The organism is Vibrio sp. SBT000027 (genome assembly GCF_963894355.1).
Taxonomy (GTDB): Bacteria; Pseudomonadota; Gammaproteobacteria; order Enterobacterales; family Vibrionaceae; genus Vibrio; species Vibrio splendidus.
On sequence record NZ_CAWQGD010000001.1, the window covers coordinates 1,172,872 to 1,193,597 of the forward strand.

The 20,726-nt window shown below is 44.2% G+C and carries 14 protein-coding genes; 8 read left to right on the plus strand and 6 right to left on the minus strand.

The annotated features are described in order from the left end of the window. Nucleotides 1-85: 85 nt before the first annotated feature. Genes AACU28_RS05040 through AACU28_RS05050 form a run of 3 tightly spaced genes read right to left on the minus strand, consistent with a single transcriptional unit; the run spans nucleotide 86 to nucleotide 4,648 of the window. The gene (locus tag AACU28_RS05040) at nucleotides 86-2,059 is read right to left on the minus strand and encodes a diguanylate cyclase domain-containing protein (RefSeq protein WP_121602488.1); all 1,974 of its coding nucleotides are present in this window, start codon (nucleotides 2,057-2,059) and stop codon (nucleotides 86-88) included. Further along, entirely contained in the window at nucleotides 2,059-2,595 is a 537-nt protein-coding gene (locus AACU28_RS05045; protein ID WP_108155986.1) for a YfiR family protein, read from the minus strand. The genes AACU28_RS05040 and AACU28_RS05045 overlap by 1 nt, the downstream gene beginning before the upstream one ends. Further along, a complete protein-coding gene (locus tag AACU28_RS05050) occupies nucleotides 2,585-4,648 on the minus strand; it encodes a TonB-dependent receptor plug domain-containing protein (RefSeq protein ID WP_121602489.1) in 2,064 nt (687 codons plus the stop codon). The genes AACU28_RS05045 and AACU28_RS05050 overlap by 11 nt, the downstream gene beginning before the upstream one ends. A gap of 170 nt (nucleotides 4,649-4,818) precedes the next feature. On the opposite strand from AACU28_RS05050, the gene AACU28_RS05055 reads away from it, so the two are divergent. The 3 genes from AACU28_RS05055 (at nucleotide 4,819) to AACU28_RS05065 (ending at nucleotide 7,450) form a co-directional block, all read left to right on the plus strand. After that, complete coding sequence (locus tag AACU28_RS05055; RefSeq protein WP_017064591.1) at nucleotides 4,819-5,562, plus strand: 5-oxoprolinase subunit PxpA; 744 nt, start codon at nucleotides 4,819-4,821, stop codon at nucleotides 5,560-5,562. Nucleotides 5,563-5,739: 177 nt separating this feature from the next. Continuing rightward, nucleotides 5,740-6,507, plus strand: coding sequence for a 5-oxoprolinase subunit B family protein (locus AACU28_RS05060; protein WP_121602490.1), 768 nt, complete (start codon nucleotides 5,740-5,742; stop codon nucleotides 6,505-6,507). Further along, nucleotides 6,500-7,450, plus strand: a complete 951-nt coding sequence (locus AACU28_RS05065; protein WP_409122111.1) for a 5-oxoprolinase subunit C family protein — start codon at nucleotides 6,500-6,502, stop codon at nucleotides 7,448-7,450. Before AACU28_RS05060 ends, AACU28_RS05065 begins: the two co-directional genes overlap by 8 nt. A 141-nt stretch (nucleotides 7,451-7,591) precedes the next feature. Here the strand turns inward: AACU28_RS05065 and AACU28_RS05070 are convergent, their stop codons facing one another. The 3 genes from AACU28_RS05070 to AACU28_RS05080 all read right to left on the minus strand — a co-directional run bounded on the left by AACU28_RS05070 (nucleotide 7,592) and on the right by AACU28_RS05080 (nucleotide 12,692). Next, nucleotides 7,592-9,046, minus strand: a complete 1,455-nt coding sequence (locus AACU28_RS05070; RefSeq protein WP_065607166.1) for an FAD-dependent oxidoreductase — start codon at nucleotides 9,044-9,046, stop codon at nucleotides 7,592-7,594. Nucleotides 9,047-9,577: 531 nt separating this feature from the next. After that, the gene (locus AACU28_RS05075; RefSeq protein ID WP_121602492.1) at nucleotides 9,578-12,016 is read right to left on the minus strand and encodes an ABC transporter permease; all 2,439 of its coding nucleotides are present in this window, start codon (nucleotides 12,014-12,016) and stop codon (nucleotides 9,578-9,580) included. A 1-nt stretch (nucleotide 12,017) separates the two neighbouring features. Next, nucleotides 12,018-12,692: an ABC transporter ATP-binding protein gene (locus tag AACU28_RS05080; protein WP_004730959.1), complete on the minus strand. Its 675-nt coding sequence runs from the start codon at nucleotides 12,690-12,692 to the stop codon at nucleotides 12,018-12,020. Between AACU28_RS05080 and AACU28_RS05085 the strand changes: the two genes are divergently transcribed. The 5 genes from AACU28_RS05085 (at nucleotide 12,691) to mrdA (ending at nucleotide 20,595) form a co-directional block, all read left to right on the plus strand. Then, on the plus strand, nucleotides 12,691-13,308 hold the full coding sequence (locus tag AACU28_RS05085) for an arylesterase (RefSeq protein WP_004730957.1): 618 nt from the start codon (nucleotides 12,691-12,693) through the stop codon (nucleotides 13,306-13,308). The two genes, AACU28_RS05080 and AACU28_RS05085, sit on opposite strands and share 2 nt — an antisense overlap. A gap of 81 nt (nucleotides 13,309-13,389) precedes the next feature. After that, nucleotides 13,390-14,589 carry an enoyl-ACP reductase FabV gene (fabV, locus tag AACU28_RS05090; RefSeq protein ID WP_121602493.1) on the plus strand — a complete coding sequence of 400 codons (1,200 nt, stop codon included), beginning with the start codon at nucleotides 13,390-13,392 and terminating at the stop codon, nucleotides 14,587-14,589. Between the two features lie 178 nt (nucleotides 14,590-14,767). Then, nucleotides 14,768-16,675 carry a bifunctional diguanylate cyclase/phosphodiesterase gene (locus AACU28_RS05095; protein ID WP_004730954.1) on the plus strand — a complete coding sequence of 636 codons (1,908 nt, stop codon included), beginning with the start codon at nucleotides 14,768-14,770 and terminating at the stop codon, nucleotides 16,673-16,675. 119 nt (nucleotides 16,676-16,794) lie between these two features. Then, nucleotides 16,795-18,450, plus strand: a complete 1,656-nt coding sequence (locus AACU28_RS05100; protein WP_121602494.1) for an ABC-ATPase domain-containing protein — start codon at nucleotides 16,795-16,797, stop codon at nucleotides 18,448-18,450. A gap of 246 nt (nucleotides 18,451-18,696) precedes the next feature. After that, nucleotides 18,697-20,595, plus strand: a complete 1,899-nt coding sequence (gene mrdA, locus AACU28_RS05105; RefSeq protein ID WP_121602495.1) for a penicillin-binding protein 2 — start codon at nucleotides 18,697-18,699, stop codon at nucleotides 20,593-20,595. Nucleotides 20,596-20,726 lie beyond the last annotated feature (131 nt).

Sequence of the window (20,726 nt, forward strand, 5' to 3'; positions counted from 1 at the left end):
GTTTAGCAGACCTTTTAATTAAAAATATTCAACCTATCACTTATGATACAACAACTTAGGTAGAGGTCACAAACGCCTACGGCTATTAACTATCACGAGAGAACACAAATTGACCTTTTCCTTTGCGTTTTGCTTGGTACATCGCCTCATCGGCAACCTTTAGAATCACGTCTATATCACGCTCTGAACCATCAACTAAGTGTATGCCCAAGCTCGCTCCAACATGAAGCAAACGCTGTTTATGGGTCACCTCTTGCCCGATCAGCTCCAACAGTCGCTCCGCTAACTTTGCTAACAAGACTTTATTGGTCTGTTTAATAATAAGAACAAATTCATCACCCGACAAACGTGCTACCAAATCTCCTGCACGAACTTGTGATAGCAACCGGCTCGATACTTCTTTGAGGATTTCGTCGCCCGCATCGTGTCCATAGTTATCGTTAACGTGTTTAAAGCCATCGAGATCCAAGTAGATAACCGCAAAATGCTGATTAGAATAATGGCTAGACGTGACTACATCATCCATTACCTTATACAGCTGAGCTCTGTTGGCCAAACCCGTTAATGCGTCGTGATGAGCCAAGTGTTCAAGCCTTTCCATCTCTTTGACATTAGATAAATCAGACAGTGTGAGTACCATATCAAACTCGTCTTTCTCGTTGTCTGACGAAACTCGATTCACTTTTACAAACATTGGAACCAAAGTGCCAGATGCACTCTTCTCCCATACCTCGCCTTGCCACTGCCCATAATTTTCCAATGAACTGCGAATTGTCGGCATTAGGGATGACAACTGTTGCCAAGAAAAAACGTCAAATGGTGTTTTGCCCACCAGCAGATCAGCGTGATAACCAAGAAGTTGGGTGACAGCTGGGTTTACCATGGTAATTACATTGGATGAATTCAGTACGATTAAGCCGTCTTTGCTGTTCTCAAAAACACCCGCGGCTATACGCTGGCGACTCATGGCCGTTTCTATCCCCGTGACATCTTGGATTGCATAAAGAATACGACCGTGCTTTGACAACGAACGGCTGCTCACACGAAGCCAACGTTTTGAGTTAAAGAGATCGGTGGTTTCGAGTAGTTCGTCATTCAGCTCAATATTGGCGTCGATAACCTCTTGTAAGAACCCAGTTTGCTTTGTCGCGATCAACTCTTGGATCAATAAATTTTCAAGAAACGCTTCGGTACACTTAAAAATGTCACGAGTGGCAGCGTTCGCATGAACGATGAACCCTTTTTCATCGGCTACCAACAACGAGTGCTGAACAGTTTCAATTACTTCATTCGCAAACGACTTTTCTTCTTGTAGTTTATCTAGCGTAAAGTTGATTTGGTTGTCACGATGTTGAAGTCTTTCGAGCATGGTATTAAAAGCTCGAACAAGATCCCCTATCTCATCGTGGTTCGTTGCGACTAATTTTGGTTGTTCTGAACGACGTTCAACAAAGGCTTGCATCGCCTCATTAAGGTCAAACATTGGATCGATAATCAAGCGTTGAACCAATTTGACCAGTACCCCGCCTAAGATCACCAGAAACAGCAAGTAGACGGCCGCAACCTTGAAAATATTCGTTAAGATCGTATTAAACGTTTCTTTTGATATTGTTACTCTCAAGTTAGCGATCACAGCGTCATCCAGCGTCACCGGAACAAGCAAAAAGATGAAATTCTCGGAGATGGCAAATTGATGATCTGCGATGTCATTTAATTCATCGGTATTCGGCCTTGGAACCAGCGTATTACTGACTTGATAACTCGCAAAAAGCTGTTCGTTAATGTCATAGAGCTTCACCCTGACGATATCTTTATCTGCGACGAAAGCTGACAAAATCTCCTGAGCTGAAGATTTATCCTCAAATAGAATCGCGGCTTGTAGGTTATAAGCAACACCTTGTGCCAACACTTTAACTCGCTGAATAAGACTCTCTTTCTCTCGCTCAAAAGTGACAGTGTAATTAACTGATTGAATCGTCACAAAAGTAACTGCGATGAAGATGACAATCGGTAATATCAGCTTGTTTTTAATCGATAAATTATTAATGAAAGACAACATTATTTGCCCTCCACTATAGCGATTCGTAACAGGTTTGAGCCGATGACGTATTCACCGCGTCTTGCATTCACTAAGTTGATCTTAGGCTTTAACTTATTATCGATGTGCGTTAGCTCAATGACTCCTCCCATGTCCGTAAAGTTTGGGATATCGCTAATCGTCACAGTATGTGGTGAGTGGGCTTTACGGCTAAATTCATCATTATCGAGATCAGATAGATAAGTGATATCACACTTAGGAGTCACCAATTGATGTACTTGAATAGCGAGAGAACGAATAGATTTTCCTTGTGTAATCGACGTCAGTGCTTTGCTTACCTTCTCATCGCCAATCACACAGAAGTTAACCGTATTCATGGTGCTTTCGTCGTTCCAACGAATAAAGTTGGCAATTCTAAAAAGGTACACCGCTTTCACTTCATAAGGCTTGAAGCTAGCCGCCGATGTATTCAAAGGCACAATAAACATAGCTAAAGTGGCAAGGCTGAGTTTAGTAAAACCAAGCTTAATACGGTACTTGAGCCACTTAGAATTCATGAGAGACCCTCACATATACAGACTCTTGGTTAACACTTTTCTCAGACGTGAATTCAGCTTGATAGCCGTCACTCTTACCAATGTTTTCAACGACCACTTCAATTAAAGGTGCTGCGGATGACTTTTTCCATGCAAGACGTGCATCAAAGGTTATTTCATGTGGGTAAGATTGCCATTCGTATTGAGTGCCATCGCCTGCTATCCAATAGTCTGGGTAATTCACATTAATGTATTGGCCGATAACATCGAATTGCCAGCTATCGGTGATATTCCACATCAACTGTGCCGTGGCTAAATGTTCATTATCAATGTCGTGATAGACGCCAGTTTGTGGGCTAGATTTAGGGTCATCACCCTTGTTTTCGCCTTCTAACGTTGAATAGGCATAACTAAGGTAACTGGTGAGATCTTCTGTAATTTGATAACTTGCGCCTAACTCTAAGCCATAGGTTTTCGCTTTATAATCATCAGATAATGCACCGACATAGATATGATTGGCGGGGATATCATTCGGGTCATAGCTGTGGAAGCGAAGATTGTCATGTTCACTCAGGTAGATTGTTGCATCGAGCTCGAAATTTGAATTGTTAGAGTAGCGATACCCCATTTCAGCCGTTATGACGTCCTCTATTTCAAGGTTCGAGTTTGATTTATAGACATCCAGATAACTGTCGTTTGAATCGGTATTATAACTGTTGAAGTAGTATGTAGAGTTTGAATCCATATAAGATGGTGCAACAACCGCACGGCTAAGCCCCGCCCACACTGAGTGACGTTGAGTTAACTTATATAAGCCACGCAGTTGAGGTGAAAGTTCTGTTGAGTCATTCTGTGTAAAGTGTTCAACCTTGGCACCAATAGTAATAGATAGCGCTTCCGTCATTTGAATTTGAGACTGTATAAAAGCGTTCGCAATATAATCGTTGGCAGATTGGATATTGTAGGCTCGACCTTCGTAATCGGGATTGTACCAATCCACATCCGAAACTTGGCTAGACGAGAAATCAAGATACATATATCGCAGGCCACCACCGAGTGTCATCTGATGCTTTGCAGATAGCTGGTTGATATAGGTCGAGTCAAAATCGATTGTGGAATAACTTCCCGGGGCGTCTGGCGCGTTATCCTCATTATATTCACCCCATAGCGAATACGAGAGTGTCGAACTTTCAGTAAAGTGACGAGAGTCGTTAAATTGAACGTAAGCAGATTGGCTCTTGTTATCAAAATCATTGGCTTGTGAACCGACAAACGAGCCTGAGTTATCATATTGGAACGTATAGAGTTCCGACTCATAAAAGCTTTTCTCACCACCAATACGTAATGACCAGTTTTCTTCAGTATTACTTGGTTGAAACACCATCCCAGCCGTTTGCGCTTTCCATTTTTCAGATTCGTTTGTGCGATACGTGGGTTCTTCTCGGTACTTATAGAATGCACGCGCATTCACATCGTCATTCAGGCTTAAACCCTGACGAACACTAAACTCGTAATTATCAGTATTAGAGGCGACACCAGAGAGATACGTCCCCTGAGTCCCATTGGCAGACTTAGTAATGATATTCACCACACCATTAACCGCATTGCCTCCCCAAATCGTTCCGCCGGGGCCTTTTAATACTTCGATGCGTTCGATATCGGCAAGTATATAGTCAACATCGCTCCAATACGTACCGCCATAGACTGGGCTAAATAAGCTTCGTCCATCCATCATCACGAGCATTTTGTTATACAGCCCATCATGAAAGCCGCGCGTCGAAACAAACCACGAGGTCTCGTTAAACTTGGTCACTTTGAGGCCGGGTACTAGCGTTAGCACTTCCGCAATGGTTTTCGCCCCACTGCGTTGAATTCGCTCATTAGAAAGTACATAAACCGATGAAGGAATGTCGGTAAGTTTTTGTGTCACTTTTGAAGCCGTTTCCATTTCAACATCTAACATAGACAACTCTTCAAGGCTCATTGACATGAGTTGGTCTAAAGAGTTTTCTTGAGCAGCTACAAAAACAGGTGTCGTTAATGCTAGTCCTAAGCAAACCTGGCGCGAAATCATGTGCTCACCTAATATACAGATAGATATTAATCCTTTAATCAATAGTTCAACTATATATGAAATGCCATACTGGTAAATTTTCGGTGTCGAAAGTTTGAGTCAGGTCACTGTTTATTTATGGCATTTATAAGACCTTCATTACTTACCTCAACGTAAAGGATTAGCACCACGTGACAACGAAGATTTTGCTTAATTGCGACATGGGAGAAAGTTTCGGCAATTGGAAGATGGGCGATGATGAGTCGGTCATGGAATGGGTCGATATGGCAAACATCGCTTGTGGCTTTCACGCGTCTGATCCGCACGTTATGTCCAAAACCATAAAACTGGCGCAGCACTATCACACCCAAATTGGTGCTCACCCTGGTTATCAAGATTTGGTTGGGTTTGGTCGCCGTTCTATTCCTCATACTATGGACGAGATCAGTGAACTAGTTTGTTATCAAGTCGGTGCACTACAAGCCCTTTGCCGATATCACCATGCATCTGTTGGCTATGTGAAACCTCATGGCGCCCTTTACAACGATATGATGGCGAACATTGATGTGTTTAATGCGGTAGCCCAAGCCGTCGCTGAATTTAACATCCCCTTAATGATCCTCTCTTCATCAGACAATCAGCAGTATTTAGATATTGCTGACGATCATGACTTACCCCTATTGTTTGAAGCGTTTGCCGACCGTGCATACTTGAATAATGGGCAGTTATCGCCGCGAACTCAAAAAGGCTCGGTTTACGTCAATCAAGACGACATCTACAACCAAGTCATGCAAATCATTAACTACGGTTCGGTCACGACCATTGAAGGTGAAAGACTGCCTATTGAAGCCGATACCATCTGTGTTCATGGTGATAACCCCCAATCCATCGCATTAATTAGAAAAATCAGACAAGACCTTAACGCTTTTAACTAGTATGAAGCGTGTGATTGGTATGGCGCATGGCCTTATCACTCGCCTAACCGAGCATCCAACCAATTACTCGTAAGGTCTAATCGCTTTGTATTGGTTTAGACACGGATGTTAAAAACGCCAAATACGCAAATAAAAGGCAGTAAGTCAATCAAAGGCAAACAAACGTATGGAAACGAAATGACGACGAATCAAATTGAGTTCAATATAGCGCCAGTCGCAGAATGCAGCGTTTTGGTGACCTTGACGCTATCGCCTTCAAATAATCAATCTAGCGCCGATTATGCGCAGTACATGGCTCACTTTTCCGATGCCATTCGCCAAAATTTAACATCTGTATTGATGAATGTGACGCCGGCTTACCAAACAATATTGGTCGATTACCTACCTTATCGAATATCAGAACAGCAGCTCATGGAACAACTCAATAATTTGTTGAATCACGCTCTTTCGTCTTTCTCTAGCGTTAGTAACACGCGTAACACTATCGAGCTTCCCGCTTATTACTCACCAGAAACAGCACTCGACTTAGACCGATATCAAGCCAAAGGCATGTCGCTGGATGAGATCATTCAACATCACACCTCACAGACTTACAGCGTCAGTGCCATTGGGTTTACGCCTGGCTTTGCGTTTATGTCTGATGTGGTCAACGAGCTTGCTTTGCCTCGTCATTCAACCCCTCGCTTAAGTGTACCGAAAGGCAGCATCGCCATCGCGGATACTAAAACGGCGGTGTATCCTTCGGACTCACCGGGCGGTTGGAATATTATTGGCAATTGCCCGCTCGCACTGTTTGATCACAGCCAATTGAAGAACGCTGATACCACGCAAACGCCGCTGTCTCTGCTTAATGTTGGTGATACGGTCCGTTTCATCGCGATTTCAAAACAAGAATTTGTAGAGCTTAGGCTTATGGAGATTAGTGGAGATGTCGCTCATGGTTAATACAATCGCTAAACCAACACTAACAGTGATTAAACCCGGCCCGTTGAGTTTGATTCAAGATTTCGGACGATTTGGTGTTGCTCATCTTGGATTAACACAAGGTGGTCCTGTTGATGATTACTCGTATAGCTGGGCCAATCACCTGCTCGGAAACCCAGTCAACCGAGCGGCGTTGGAAATCACGCTTGGGCAATGTGCGTTACGAATCGATTTTGATTGCGAAATGGCGTTATGTGGTGGCGATTTACAAGCGAAGCTCGATGGTAAGCCACAGTCGAACTGGCGTACTTTTCAAGCTTTCGCAGGGCAAGTTCTCTCATTTGGTTTGCCTAAAAATGGTCTAAGGGCGTATTTAGCCGTTAAGGGTGGCTTCGATGTTCCATCTACTCTTCATAGCTGTTCTACGGTGACTCGTGAAAAGATTGGTGGATTAACGCAAAATGGAGAGCCATGCCAGCAAGGGCAACAAATTGCGTTTACCCAACACAAACTCTCTCGCCCGTTTAAAGCGTTGAGTGTTACCTTTCGATACACGCCTAATTACAACCTACCAGTGAACCTGCGAGTGATTGAAGGCTATCAAAGCGAGCTGTTCTCCGAGTCAGCAAAAGAGACTTTGTATAACGCACAGTATCACGTTGACCAAAATTCAAATCGCATGGGTTATCGACTGAGTGGTGAAGCGGTTGATTCACCTGATATTTCGCTATTGTCAGAAGGCATTGCCTTGGGTGCGATTCAAATCCCCCAAGATGGGCAACCTATCGTGTTGCTTAATGACAGACAGACCATTGGTGGCTATCCGAAGATTGGATGTGTCGCCAGAATCGATTTGCCACGCTTAGCACAAGCCAAACCTGGACATGAGGTTTCGTTTAGTAAAGGCGATCGCTTAGGATTACAAGATGTGTGGTGCCAATGGGCTCAGTTTTTCGGCTATTGATGCGCCCCTGTAGATAAAAGCCACTTAAATTAAGAACATGAGCAAGACGTATTAACTAAAAATCCAACTTACTGTTTGCAGCAAGCTGGATTTTTTTGGTGAGGCCATCATGATTTAAACGCTAGGTGAATCAGCGCAATTTTAAGCGTGATCTTGACCTGACACCTTTGCAAGAGCTTCTGGGTATCCACGTTCTTGTGTCAAATCTATCGCTCTATTCTCAATATCACTTAGATTAAGTGACATTGTCACTGAGTGTGTATCTTCAATCGATACTGACTCTGCGACATCAAACCAATGCTCAGCGACCTTTTGTGCAGCCTCTAGGGTTGAGGAAGCTTTGACGACTTCAAGTCGAGCATAGCGATCACCACAGAATGAAACGTCTGAAGCTCTTAAGCTCGGATCGGTTCCCGGAATCTGCTGTGCTCCGAACAGAGGCTTACCACCCACCAGTGCAGAGCTAAAACTTGGGATGAACTGAGACATATGCGTTATCGCAGCGCGAGTTCTTAATTCAAGCTGCTCTTCACTCCAACCTGATACGATTTTCTTAAGAAGCTTCGAAGGCAACTGTGGTTGTGATGAATCTGTTGATGATGAAACAAGCCCCCCCTCAAACAGAGTAATCCCTTCTGTCATACCGTGAAGTTGGAATACACCATCAGCGTACGGTGTTAGCTGAGCCATGCCTTGCGGTGTGCCTCTCGGGCCATGGAAGATAACCTCTGGCCACTCTTCCTTACATTCTTGCGAATACGGCCACTCTGTAACGTATGCGGCTTTGAACTCAACAAGTCTTTGTTGCTTAGAGCCGACAAAGTCATCTACGATGCCCGTTTCAAAGCCACTTGCATTAATCAAGTAGTCGGTCGTTAGGTGACAGCTTTGGTTCTCAGCGTCTGTATAAGTCAAAGACCAGCCTTGCTCTAACGATTCAACAGATTGCAATCGGCTGTTGGTTAATACTGAGCAATTCGATTGTTGCCCCAAAGACAGTTGAGCGGTTGCAGATAAGCGGAATACACTCCAGCCATACTCTTGAACCATAGCAACAGGATACTTAAGGGTTTCTAGATCCGTATGTTTAGCGAAAGGAATACACCAATGATCAAGCGATGTTGGTTTGAGAGGCTGTGTTTGGGTAGCAAGTGCTAGTAACTCTTCTTTGCTGTACAGCTTGTAATACTCTTCCGGTTTACCAAGCACTTGGTTGCTTTTATCTTGATTAACAAGCTCAGCATAAGCGTCCTTGATTATCTTTAGACGCGGAAGTAGATCCAACGGCTCTCCACCATCACTGTGTGGAACAGCGATAATTGTCGGACGAATATTGATCGTGTGGGGAAACAAGCGGACGGTATCAATTGACTGCGTGAGCAACTGAAGACACTGCTCTACAGAAATATCTCGATACAAATTGCCGCCAGCGTGCAGGTGGCAAATTGGTGGACCATTAACCAAACTCGGCCCTTTTTCCAAGATAGTGACCTTAAAACCCAACTCACTAAAGTGAATCGCGCTCGTTGTTCCGGCAATACCACCACCAACAATGGCAATAGAAGGCTGATTTGTATCCGTTTTGTTGTGGTTCATCGTGTTCTGTAGAATAAGATTAACTGCCGCTATTCTACTTTTGTTCTGCGATGAATTAAAACACATTTTTATCAAGGTCTTAGTTAAGTGGGATTTAATATCTATGTAAAAAACATAAATAATCTCTTGACTCAATAACTCCAGATAGAGTTTTAAAGGTTATTCTAACAGTCAAAATTGTCCTAAGTGACGCCACATAAAGGCTGCATCCGTACTCTTAAAACATAGATGTTAACTTATCCCTAAAGTTATCCACCGTTTTTGTGGATAACTGTTGATAACGTTCTTGCTAAGTTGCGCAAACCCTTTGTTTACAGGGACTAACCGCTGTTCATTAAATCGGCATTATTGTGCGATTAGTTTTAAAAAACACTAAAAAATTGGAAAATTAAGGTGCGATATTCGTTACTTGTGCTACGCATTGGTCAAATAAAAAACGGTCTAAAGCGACGCCTTATAAATAGTGCATTACTAAATATAGATAATGTTACTTTTAGACCGTTTTAAGCATTTGTGAGATCTCGCTAGAGACTAGCCAAAATCCTTGTTTACTGGTGCCAACAAACGTTTGATTAAGCTATTCACTACCGCGGCCAATGTGATAAACGTTAGCACGGGTAGCGCTATCCACAGCATTGGGTGGAGTGAAGGCTCTAACTCGAACCCAAAGTTCATTACCCCTGCAACACTGAGCTCAGAACCCATCGCAGCAATCGAGCCAGCCACTAACGCCATTAACCCGTATTCACACCAAATAGTGTTGAGAATTCGCTTCTTACTCGCACCTAAAGTGCGATACAAACGTATCTCTTGTTGTCTTTGAGACAAGCTCAATCGCAACAGAGTAAAGATTAGCAACAACCCCGCTACCACACCCAAAGCCGCAAGTACGGTTATCGACCAAACAATCTGTTTGAGCAACTCTTGGATCTTGCTACCCATTTTACGAATATCCATCAAACTCACGGTTGGGTGATTTCGAGAGAGTTCATTGAGCATCTGATTATGTTGTTCTTCTAGTCGGAAACTCACGAGCCAAGTAGAAGGAATAGAGCTCAAAACATCTGGCGTAAATATGAAGTAGAAGTTCGGCTTCATTTCTCGCCACTCTACTTTTCGGATGCTGTTCACCTTGGCAGAGACATTCTGGCTGTTGATTGTGAACGATAGCTCATCGCCAATCTTTAGACCCAGCTGCTCCGCGACATCGGATTCCACAGATACGCCCTGCTCTTGTGTCCAGCTGCCTTCTAACACTTCATTGTACTCAGGCAGGCTATCTCCCCAAGTGAAGTTAATTTCGCGGCTTAATGCGTCTGTTTCTTCTGAGGTCTCGCTGTATTTTGCCGCCTCAACGCCGTTAATGGTTGTGAGCCTTCCTCGTATAATTGGAAACGCTTGAGTACGCTCTACATCGTTGGCATCAATGGTCGCGAGATAATCGTCTTTCTCATAGCTCGCAATGTTCAGTGCAAACGCATTCGGCGCGTTTTCCGGTAAGGTTTGTTGCCAATCCGACAATAAATCGCTTCTCACTAACCAGATAATCGATAGCAGCATCAAAGACAACGCTAAGGACCCAAACTGAATGCCAGTCGCAAAAGGTGTGCGGTTAATTCGACTTAATGCCAAACGCATCGAAGTTGATGTCGGTAATTTGCCAAACAAGCGCAATACCACATTACTCACGACCGCCAATACTAAGAACAGACAAGCAATTCCTGCCAAGACAATCCACACCAACAAGTTATCGCCATACATCAGCATCATTGGAATAATAGGCACAAGCAACAACAAGTACTTTTGATAGCTTTCACGTAACTGATGGTTTGATTGAATAACGCTGATCGCTGATGTGTTGACCAAGCCTATTAGTGGGATACCTAACGCGGGTACGCCAATCAAGATGCTTGATACGATAGCCAGTATTGCAGGCTCAGCACCATAACTAGGAAGTGGTGTTGGCAGTAAGTCACCCAGTGGGATTCGCAATAAAAACTCTAAGCCAATACCAATGGCGATACCCAGTACAGCGCCAATAACGACTAACAGAGATACCTGTACAGATAGCCATTTAATGATCCACTGCTTACTCGCACCTAAACTTTTAAGCATCGCAATGGTTTTACGGCGACTCGCAACATAATGTTGGCAAGTAAGTACCAAAGTGGTCGCAGCCATGATCACAACGATAGCAACCGTTAGCGAAAGATATTGAGTTGTGCTCTCGAACATGTCGTTAGTGCGACTCGCGGAATCTTGCGTGCGCCAGCGATCGCTCGGTGTCAATTCTACGCTGTCTTGCGCGGCTTTCAGTTTTGTATCATCACCGTTTAGAAACAGCCTAAAGCTTACACGACTGCCCGGTTGAATCGCTCCAGTGGCCTCGATATCGCTGGTATGAATTAGCACAGCAGGCATTTGTTGGAATGGGTTAAAGCTCAAACCTGGCTCTTGGGTGATGCGCCCTGTTATCGTTAAATCGGCATCGCCAATAGTGACATTGTCACCAATTTCAACCTCAAGCTGTGCAAATATACGCTCGTCTAACCAAAGTTCACCTGGCTCAACATGGTTACTTGATGCTTTATCAGCACCCTCTAAGATCATTTCACCGCGTAATGGGTAATTGCTTTCAACCGCTTTCACCGTCACTAACTGCATCGAGTTATCACTGAATGCCATCGTTGAAAAACGGGTCAACTGAGAGCTGTCTAACTGTTCAACCTGAGTGAGGTCTAATAAGGATTGCGGGATTGGGTTTGCTGAGATAAACACACTATCGGCAGTAAGCGCATCTTTGCCCTGCTTAACAATTACCTGCTCCATACGTTCGGCCAACGCCGACAATGCAAACACACAAGCAATAATAAGCGTTAAAGCGATTGAAACTGGCCACAACTGACCGTGTCGAATCTCTTCGACACTCCATGAGAACAGGCGTTTATTCAGTCCGTTTGATGAATTCAATTTAGACTTCCTCTATCTGACCGACATGCATCTTAAGTGTTCGTTGGCAACGTTGTGCGAGTTTAGGATCATGCGTCACTAGAACAAGCGTTGTGCCGTGGGATGAGTTCAACTCAAACAATAACTCGACAATTTTGGCTGCCGTTTGTTGGTCTAGGTTGCCTGTGGGTTCGTCAGCAAAAAGGATTTTTGGCTTGATCATAAAAGCACGAGCTAAAGCGACCCTTTGTTGTTCACCGCCTGATAGCTGAGATGGCAGGTGATCAAGTCTGTCTTTTAAGCCCACTGATTCAAGCAAAGCCGTCGCACGTTCGATGTCTTCGTCTTCACCTTTAAGTAAACAAGGAAGCGTGACATTTTGCAGCGCAGAGAGGCTTGGAATTAATAAGAAGCTTTGAAATACAAACCCTACCGATTCACTGCGGATCTTAGCCCTTGCCTCATCATCAAGCTGTGACAGCGGCTGCCCTAACAAACTGATTTCGCCTTTCGTTGGCACATCAAGCCCCGCAAGCAACGTCATTAGGGTTGATTTACCTGCGCCAGACGTGCCGACAATCGCGACAGTTTCACCTTCACGAATATCAATATCGACGTGCTCTAGGATTGTTAAATGTTCTTGATTAGTAGACACTGTCTTCGAAACAGCTTCTGCTTTAATGATGGATGTATGCATGACTCGACTAATTTCCTTTTTATTCTTTATTATATTTTCAACCGCTTCTTTGGCTCAAGATACCGAGTTAGATTCTAAGTTACTGGTCCTTGGTGATAGCTTGAGTGCTGGTTATAACATGGACATCAAACAGAGTTGGCCAAGTCTATTGCCAAACGCATTAGCGAAGCATGACAAAACAGTTACCGTGGTTAACGGCAGTATTTCAGGTGACACAACCGGCAACGGGTTAGCTCGTTTACCACAATTGCTTGAAGAACATGCTCCAGACACTGTTCTTATCGAACTCGGTGCAAATGATGGCCTCCGTGGCTTCCCACCTAAGCTGATGTCTGCAAACCTTGATCAAATCATTGAGCAGATAAAAGCTGCGGGCGCCAAGCCAATTATGATGCAGATTAAAATCCCACCGAATTACGGTAAGCGTTACAACCAGCAATTTGAATACGTTTTTGCAGCGCTTGCTGATCAACAAAATGTGCCGCTTTTGCCGTTTTTCCTAGAGCATATCATCCTTAAACCTGAGTGGATGATGAACGACGGACTGCATCCAAAACCAGAAGCTCAACCTTGGATCGCTGAATTCGTCGCCGAAGAATTATATCAGTATCTTTAAGTTTTAATGGTCTAGCTCAATAAATTTTACACAGCTTTACGTTAGCCTGAGTGCATATCACCGTTAACTGTAAGGTTATTTATGCTGATCGAACCTATTATCAAGGGTGTGGTAGCCAAAAGCGCTCACCCTCTTGGCTGTCAAGAAGCCGTAAAGCAACAAATCAAGTTTGTTAAGAGTGCGCCGCAAATCAAAGATGGCCCTAAACGAGTACTGATTATCGGCGCTTCCTCAGGCTTTGGCCTTGCCGCTCGTATCGCCGTGACCTTTGGCGGTGCAAAAGCTGACACCATCGGCGTCTCATTCGAGCGCGGTCCTAACGAAAAGTCCCTCGGTAGTGCTGGTTGGTACAACAACATCTACTTCAAGAAAGAAGCCGAACGAGAGCAACGCACTGCTATCAACATCGTTGGCGATGCATTTTCACAAGAAACACGTACACAAGTTGTCGAAGCCATTGAAACCTACTTCGAAGGTGAAGTGGATCTGATTATCTATAGCTTAGCGGCTGGCGTTCGACCTAAGCCAAATTCTGATGAGCTTTGGCGTTCTGCCATTAAGCCTATTGGTGAAAGCGTTACCGGCGCGACTATCTCACTAGAGCACGACAACTGGGTGACAAACACACTTGCTGCAGCGACGGAAGAAGAAGCCGAAAGCACACTTAAAGTCATGGGCGGCGAAGATTGGGAGCAGTGGATAGATGAGCTCATCAACGCTGAATCCATTGCCCCTGGTTGTAAAACCATCGCATTTTCCTATGTTGGTCCAGAAGTCACGCACCCTATTTACTTAGACGGCACTTTGGGGCGCGCTAAAATAGACCTTCATCAAACCAGCCATGCGCTGAACCTTGAACTAGCAAACTTCGGCGGTAATGCCTACGCGACTGTGTGTAAGGCACTCGTCACCAAAGCCAGTGTGTTCATTCCGGGGTTAAGCCCCTATCTGCTCGCTTTATATAAAGTGATGAAAGAGAAAGAGACGCACGAAGGCTGTATCCAACAAATGCAGCGTCTGTTTAGTAGCAAACTCTATGGTCAAACAAAAGTCCCTCTGGACGGCGAACGCCTAATTCGTATGGATGAATGGGAACTCGATCCAGAAACCCAAGCTCATGTGACTGAGCTACTTGAAGCTATGGATGAAAACAACTTTCAAGTAATTGGCGACTATCAAGGATTCAAAGAAGAGTTTTTACAGTTGAACGGGTTTGCTCAACCGTCGGTAGACTATAAAGAGAAACTTAACACTGATGATTTTATAAAGTTAAAGCCTTAATCGAAACTTATCTCATTACTGAGACCCAGATTCACATTTGAAAACCTCTGCAAAATTGCAGAGGTTTTTTTGTGCAACATTTCTTATACTTAGTAAAAGTAAGATTCACAGTTTATTTGGTTCATCTTAATTAACACAGGATGTGTTGATGCATTTAGCATAATTGACTCGGAGTCATATGAAGAAGATAAAAACGATAGACTTAGATATCCCTGACGATATGGCCTCCAGTTGGCAGAATATTGTCGACCTCTTGGCTCAAATCACTGAAGTTCCCGCCGCACTTATCATGCGCGTTCACACCAACTACATTGAAGTTTTCTCTACCAGCCGCAGTGAGGATAACCCTTACAACAAAGGCGATTCTGAAACCTTAGGCAATGGGCTTTACTGCGAAACGGTGATGGAATCTCAGCAACAGCTTGTGGTGCCCAATGCGCTTGCCGATCCTGATTGGGAAAACAACCCCGATACAAAGCTTGGCTTAATCTCTTATTGTGGCATTCCGCTGTTTTGGCCTAACGGCGAATTGTTCGGTACTATTTGCATCTTGGACTCGAAAGAGAACCACTACACACCTACCTATATCAAGCTATTAGAAAGCTTTCGTACCTCGATAGAATCCCAGCTTAAAACCTTGTTTCAGCACGCTAAGCTCACCCAAATGAATCGTGACTTAAAGAACCGGGTTTACACTCGCACTAAAGATCTCGCGAGCCTCAATTATTCTTTAAACCAAGAGATCGATAAGCGAAGAGCGGCGGAACAAAAGATAAACTTCCAAAAGAATCATGACATCGGCACCGGTTTTTTGAACCGAACTGCATTCGAGTCTCGCCTAAATAACAAACTATCGTCACAACAAAGGCTGACGGACAGTTCATTTGCGGTTATTCATATAGGGTTTACGAATGGAAGGCGCATACAGGCTCGATATGGCTATGACGCGTTAGACCAAGTGCTGGTTGAATACCGAAAACGTATCGACAGTATCTCTGATATCGAGGTACTAACTGCACGCCCTACTTCTATCGATCTCGTACTGGCGTTCAGCGTAAAAGATTTGCACCAACGCCTAGAAGAACTTTGCCAGACGCTCGTTAAAGTCGGCCATTCAGAGTTCGATATCGACAGTGACAAAGTACATTTGCATGCCTTTATCGGGATTGCGATTACTGATAACGAAGACGATGCGGAAAGCATTCTCCAGAAATCATCAGAAGCCATGCTCGCCTGTAAAGATTCCGGACAAAAATTCGCTTACTACTCTCAATCTCATACTGAACAACAAAGTCACATCAATAAGATCGAAGGTTATTTGCTTCAAGCTGTCCGTAATGATGACCTCATGCTCTACTTTCAACCTAAGGTATGTCCATTAACGCATCGTTGGGTTGGTGCTGAAGCCCTACTACGTTGGCGCCATCCCGTCTTAGGTGATATCTCCAACGAAACCTTGATACATATGGCCGAGCAAAACGGTTTGATTTTCGAAGTCGGAAGCTTTGTTTTGCGTAATGCGATTGAAAAAGCGAAAGAGTGGTCCGAATACGTTGAAGATTTCAAGATGGCTGTGAATGTGTCTGCAATTCAACTCAAGAATGTGCACTTTGCGGAACAAGTGGTTCACCTACTCGAAACCTATCACCTAGAACCCCACTTCTTGGAACTTGAAGTGACAGAAAGTGGCCTGATTGCCGATGAAGTGGTTGCCAAGAATACCTTAGAATCGCTGCATGACATTGGAGTTACATTGTCACTGGATGACTTTGGTACAGGCTACGCGTCTTTCAGTTATCTCAAGAAATTTCCGTTCGACACGATTAAAATTGATAAGAGCTTCATCGATCAGATGCTTAACTCACACGAAGACTCGGAAATCGTTCGTTCTATTGTCCAAATCGCGAAGAAGCTCGACCTAAAAGTCACGATTGAAGGCATAGAATCGGAAGTTCAGGAGCAATTTATTATCAACGAGGGCTGCGATGTGGGCCAAGGTTACCTTTATGGGCGGCCAATGCCGAGCCAAGAATTCGAACACAGTTTAATCAATCAAAACTATTTGGGGACAACCCGTTACGCTTAAAGCGAAAAAGAGCAGTTTGTTTTGGATTTAGGCCTACTTTCTCTTTACTCTAAAGGTGGTGATTTTTATAATCGCCGCCTTTCTGTTTTAATCTTCCCTTTATATAGGCATTCCTCGTTATGGATCAGTTGACTGCAAAGCTTAAAAAGCTCGAAAAACAAAACTTCCGCGCATATCAACAAATTAAAGGTCAATACGACTTTGCTGATTTCGAATTACACATCGACCACGTTCAAGGTGACCCGTACGCATCTTCTTCACGTTTTCGCGCAACACGCGCCTGGTCGTTAACAGGGTTAGGTTGGCTGAAAGAAAAGTCTTACGAATACCAAGTAGCAGCGCGTGATTTTATTGCACGTAGCTTCTCTGAATTTGCTAAGCAAGAAACAACTGTGTCTATCGCAATAACAGGCCAAACTGTTTTGGATAACACATCTGTGGTTTTCACCGAGCACGGTATCGAAATCCGTTTTCGTATCAACCTACCGGCTGATGGGCGTAGTATTCTTGCAAAGAAAGCAATCAACATCATTACATTCTATTTGCCTAAGTTTATTCGTCGCGCAACGCTTGAACGCGAACTCAACATTGAAGCGATGATTAAGCATTGTGAAGCCGTTGAAGACCAAGACGCGTTACGTGCTCAATTGGAAGAAAACAACCTGGCGGCATTCGTAGCAAATGGCAGCGTATTACCTCGTATTGCTGGTAACTGTGACCTACCAATGAAAGGTGCGGTACCTTTCGCTGCTCCAGAATCGTTGAGTGTTACGTTAAACACACCGAACCAAGGTGATCTGACTGGCCTAGGCATTCCAAAAGGTATCACGCTAATCGTTGGTGGTGGTTTCCATGGTAAATCTACGCTGTTGAACGCCGTTGAACGTTCTATCTACAACCATATTCCTGGTGACGGTCGTGAAGGTATCGTGACGGCGACTGATACGATGAAGATCCGCGCTGAAGATGGCCGCTGTGTTCACAACTTGAACCTATCAAATTACATCAACCATTTGCCGATGCAAAAAGACACGTCTGATTTCAGTACACAAGATGCATCTGGCTCGACATCGCAAGCGGCTTGGTTACAAGAATCAATTGAAGCAGGCGTTCAAACGCTACTTATTGATGAAGATACGTCAGCGACTAACTTCATGATTCGTGACGAACGTATGCAAGCGCTAGTATCTAAAGGGGCTGAGCCAATCACGCCACTTGTTGACCGTATTGGCCAACTACGTGAAGAGATGGATATCTCTACCATTGTTGTAATGGGTGGTTCTGGCGATTACTTAGATGTGGCTGACACTGTGATTCAAATGCACGATTACCAAGCGGTAGACGTAACTGCAAAAGCACAAGAAGTGATAGCTCAACACCCTACTCAACGTACTAACGAATGTGAGACGGCATTAGAAACGTTTGTTCCTCGTTCGTTAAACCGCGCAGCACTGATGAATATTCTTACTGACGGTAAGTTCCGTGTTAACGCGAAAGGCAAAGAGTCACTGCGTTTTGGTAAGGAATTCGCTGATCTTTCTGCATTAGAGCAGTTAGAGTCAACATCAGAAGTGAACGCGATTGGTTGGGCATGGTTCCAGTTTGCACAAACTCCGGGTTGGTCAAACAACCCTGCTAAAGAGTTTAGCGCTATCTTAAGCGATGAGTGGCACGTGAACATGCCAAACTACGGTGACTTAGCGAAACCAAGAGTATTGGATGTAATGGCCGCACTAAACCGTATGCGTAAATCTCAGTTCAAACCTTCGAACTAAGTTAGACTCAAGCATCATAAATTGTATAGACGGCTCTCATTGTGAGGGCCGTTTCTTTATTCGCTAGCTCTAGATCTAAAGCCTTAAGACCGTCTCCAGCCTCGCTTTTCTTGTTTGGCGATAAAACCGACCAATATTGTGCTTATCCTAAAAATCATGACACAGCTTTTACAAAACTATGGCGATATTCATATAAAGTTCCGACTCGACAGGTGTAACTAAATGTAACAAACCCTTGAGGCTTCAATGAATCATAAACGCGTTAAGATGCGTGACCATAAAAAAGAAGTAAATCTGTTCAAAAACCGTGTAACCGTTGCGTTTTGTGGGATCTTGCTGTTCACTCTTGTCTTAGTCGGCAACCTTTACCGACTTCAAGTCGAAAATTTTAAAAGCTATCAGACTCGTGCCGATGGCAACAGAATCAAAGTATTACCTATTCCCCCGACTCGCGGGCTTATTTACGACCGTAATGGTGTGTTGCTCGCCGAGAATGAACTTGTCTTTAATCTGACGATGATTCCAGAGCAAACTGATGATGTCGATGCAATGCTTGCTAAGTTGGATAAATACATCCCGCGAGAGGCTGAGCAGATTGCTCGTTTCAAAAAGCGTTATCACAACACTCGCCGTTTCAAATCTGTCACGATACTAGAGAACTTAAGCGAAGAAGAAATTGCTAAGTTCTCAGTGCACCAGTACCAATTCCCCGGCTTATCGATTGATACCAGCTTGAAACGATTTTATCCAAATGGAGAGGTACTTACCCATGTCTTAGGATATGTCGCACACATCAATGATAGCGATCTTAAGAGACTAGAAGAAAAAGGCATCGAAGCGAATTATCAAGCGACTACCATTATCGGTAAGCTTGGTGTCGAACGTTATTACGAAAACATTTTGCACGGCACCAAAGGTTATCAAGAAGTCGAAGTAAACAGCCGTGGGCGAGTCGTCCGCACCATTGAGTATGTAGCTCCGGTAGCAGGAAAAGATATCGTTTTAAATATCGACCTCGAACTACAAAAATACGTATTCGATCAGCTTGATCACCGAACAGGCAGCGCGGTCGTTCTTGACCCGAAAGACAACAGTGTACTTGCAATGGCATCAAGCCCCAGCTACGACCCGAACCTCTTTGTCGACGGTATTTCTAGCAAGAACTATCAACGTTTATTGAATGATCCTGCTCACCCATTGGTAAACCGCACTACTCTCGGCGTTTATCCTCCGGCATCAACCGTGAAACCATTTATGGCTGTAGCGGGACTGCAAGAACATGTCATCTCCGAGGATACGATTCGTAATGACCACGGCTCATGGCAAATTCCCGGTTCCAAACGCAACTCTAAATCATGGCGAGACTGGAAACGTTGGGGTCACGGCCCTGTCGACGTAACCCAAGCCATTGAAGAGTCAGTGGATTCGTTCTTCTATCAAACCGCTTTTGACTTGGGCATTGACCGTATTTCAAGCTGGATGAATCGCTTTGGTTTTGGTGAACCGACAGGTATCGATATCTATGAAGAGAGTACCGCCAACATGCCGACTCGAGAATGGAAGATGATGCGCTATCGTACCCCTTGGTATCAAGGTGACACTGTTCCTATTGGCATTGGCCAAGGTTATTGGACATCGACACCAATGCAACTGGCAAAAGCGACTTCAGTGTTGGTCAATCATGGAAAGGTGATGCCTCCTCATATCCTGAGAGCAATCTTGGATCATGGTGAGGACTTTGACACACAACAACTCGTTAAACCTGAACCTATGCCGTCTATCACTGAAGTCCCTGACAAAATATGGGATGTACCCATCAATGCAATGAGACTGGTAAACCACGGTAGTCGAGGTAGCGGTAGACGTGCATTTAAGGGAACTAGCTACACCAGCGGCGGAAAATCAGGTACGGCACAAGTATTTGATCTTGCGAAAGATCAGGTCTACAACTCGAAGAAGTTGGCTAAGCATTTACTCGACCATGCGCTTTACACGGCTTTCGCACCTTATGAGCACCCTGAGTATGTCGCGACGGTGGTAATTGAGCACGGCAACGGCGGTTCAAAAGTTGGCGCGCCATATATCCGTAAAGTACTCGATTATGCATTTGAGCATAAAAGTGGTGAAAGCAAAGACCACTCGTAGCACCATTAAATGAAGTAGTAACGACGCTTAATATAGTTACAGAACATAGCGAAATACGACAAAGCCCCACTTGTGTCACTCATAATGTGGGGCTTTCTGTTTTAGGGTTCTACTCAACTAAGCAGCTAAAA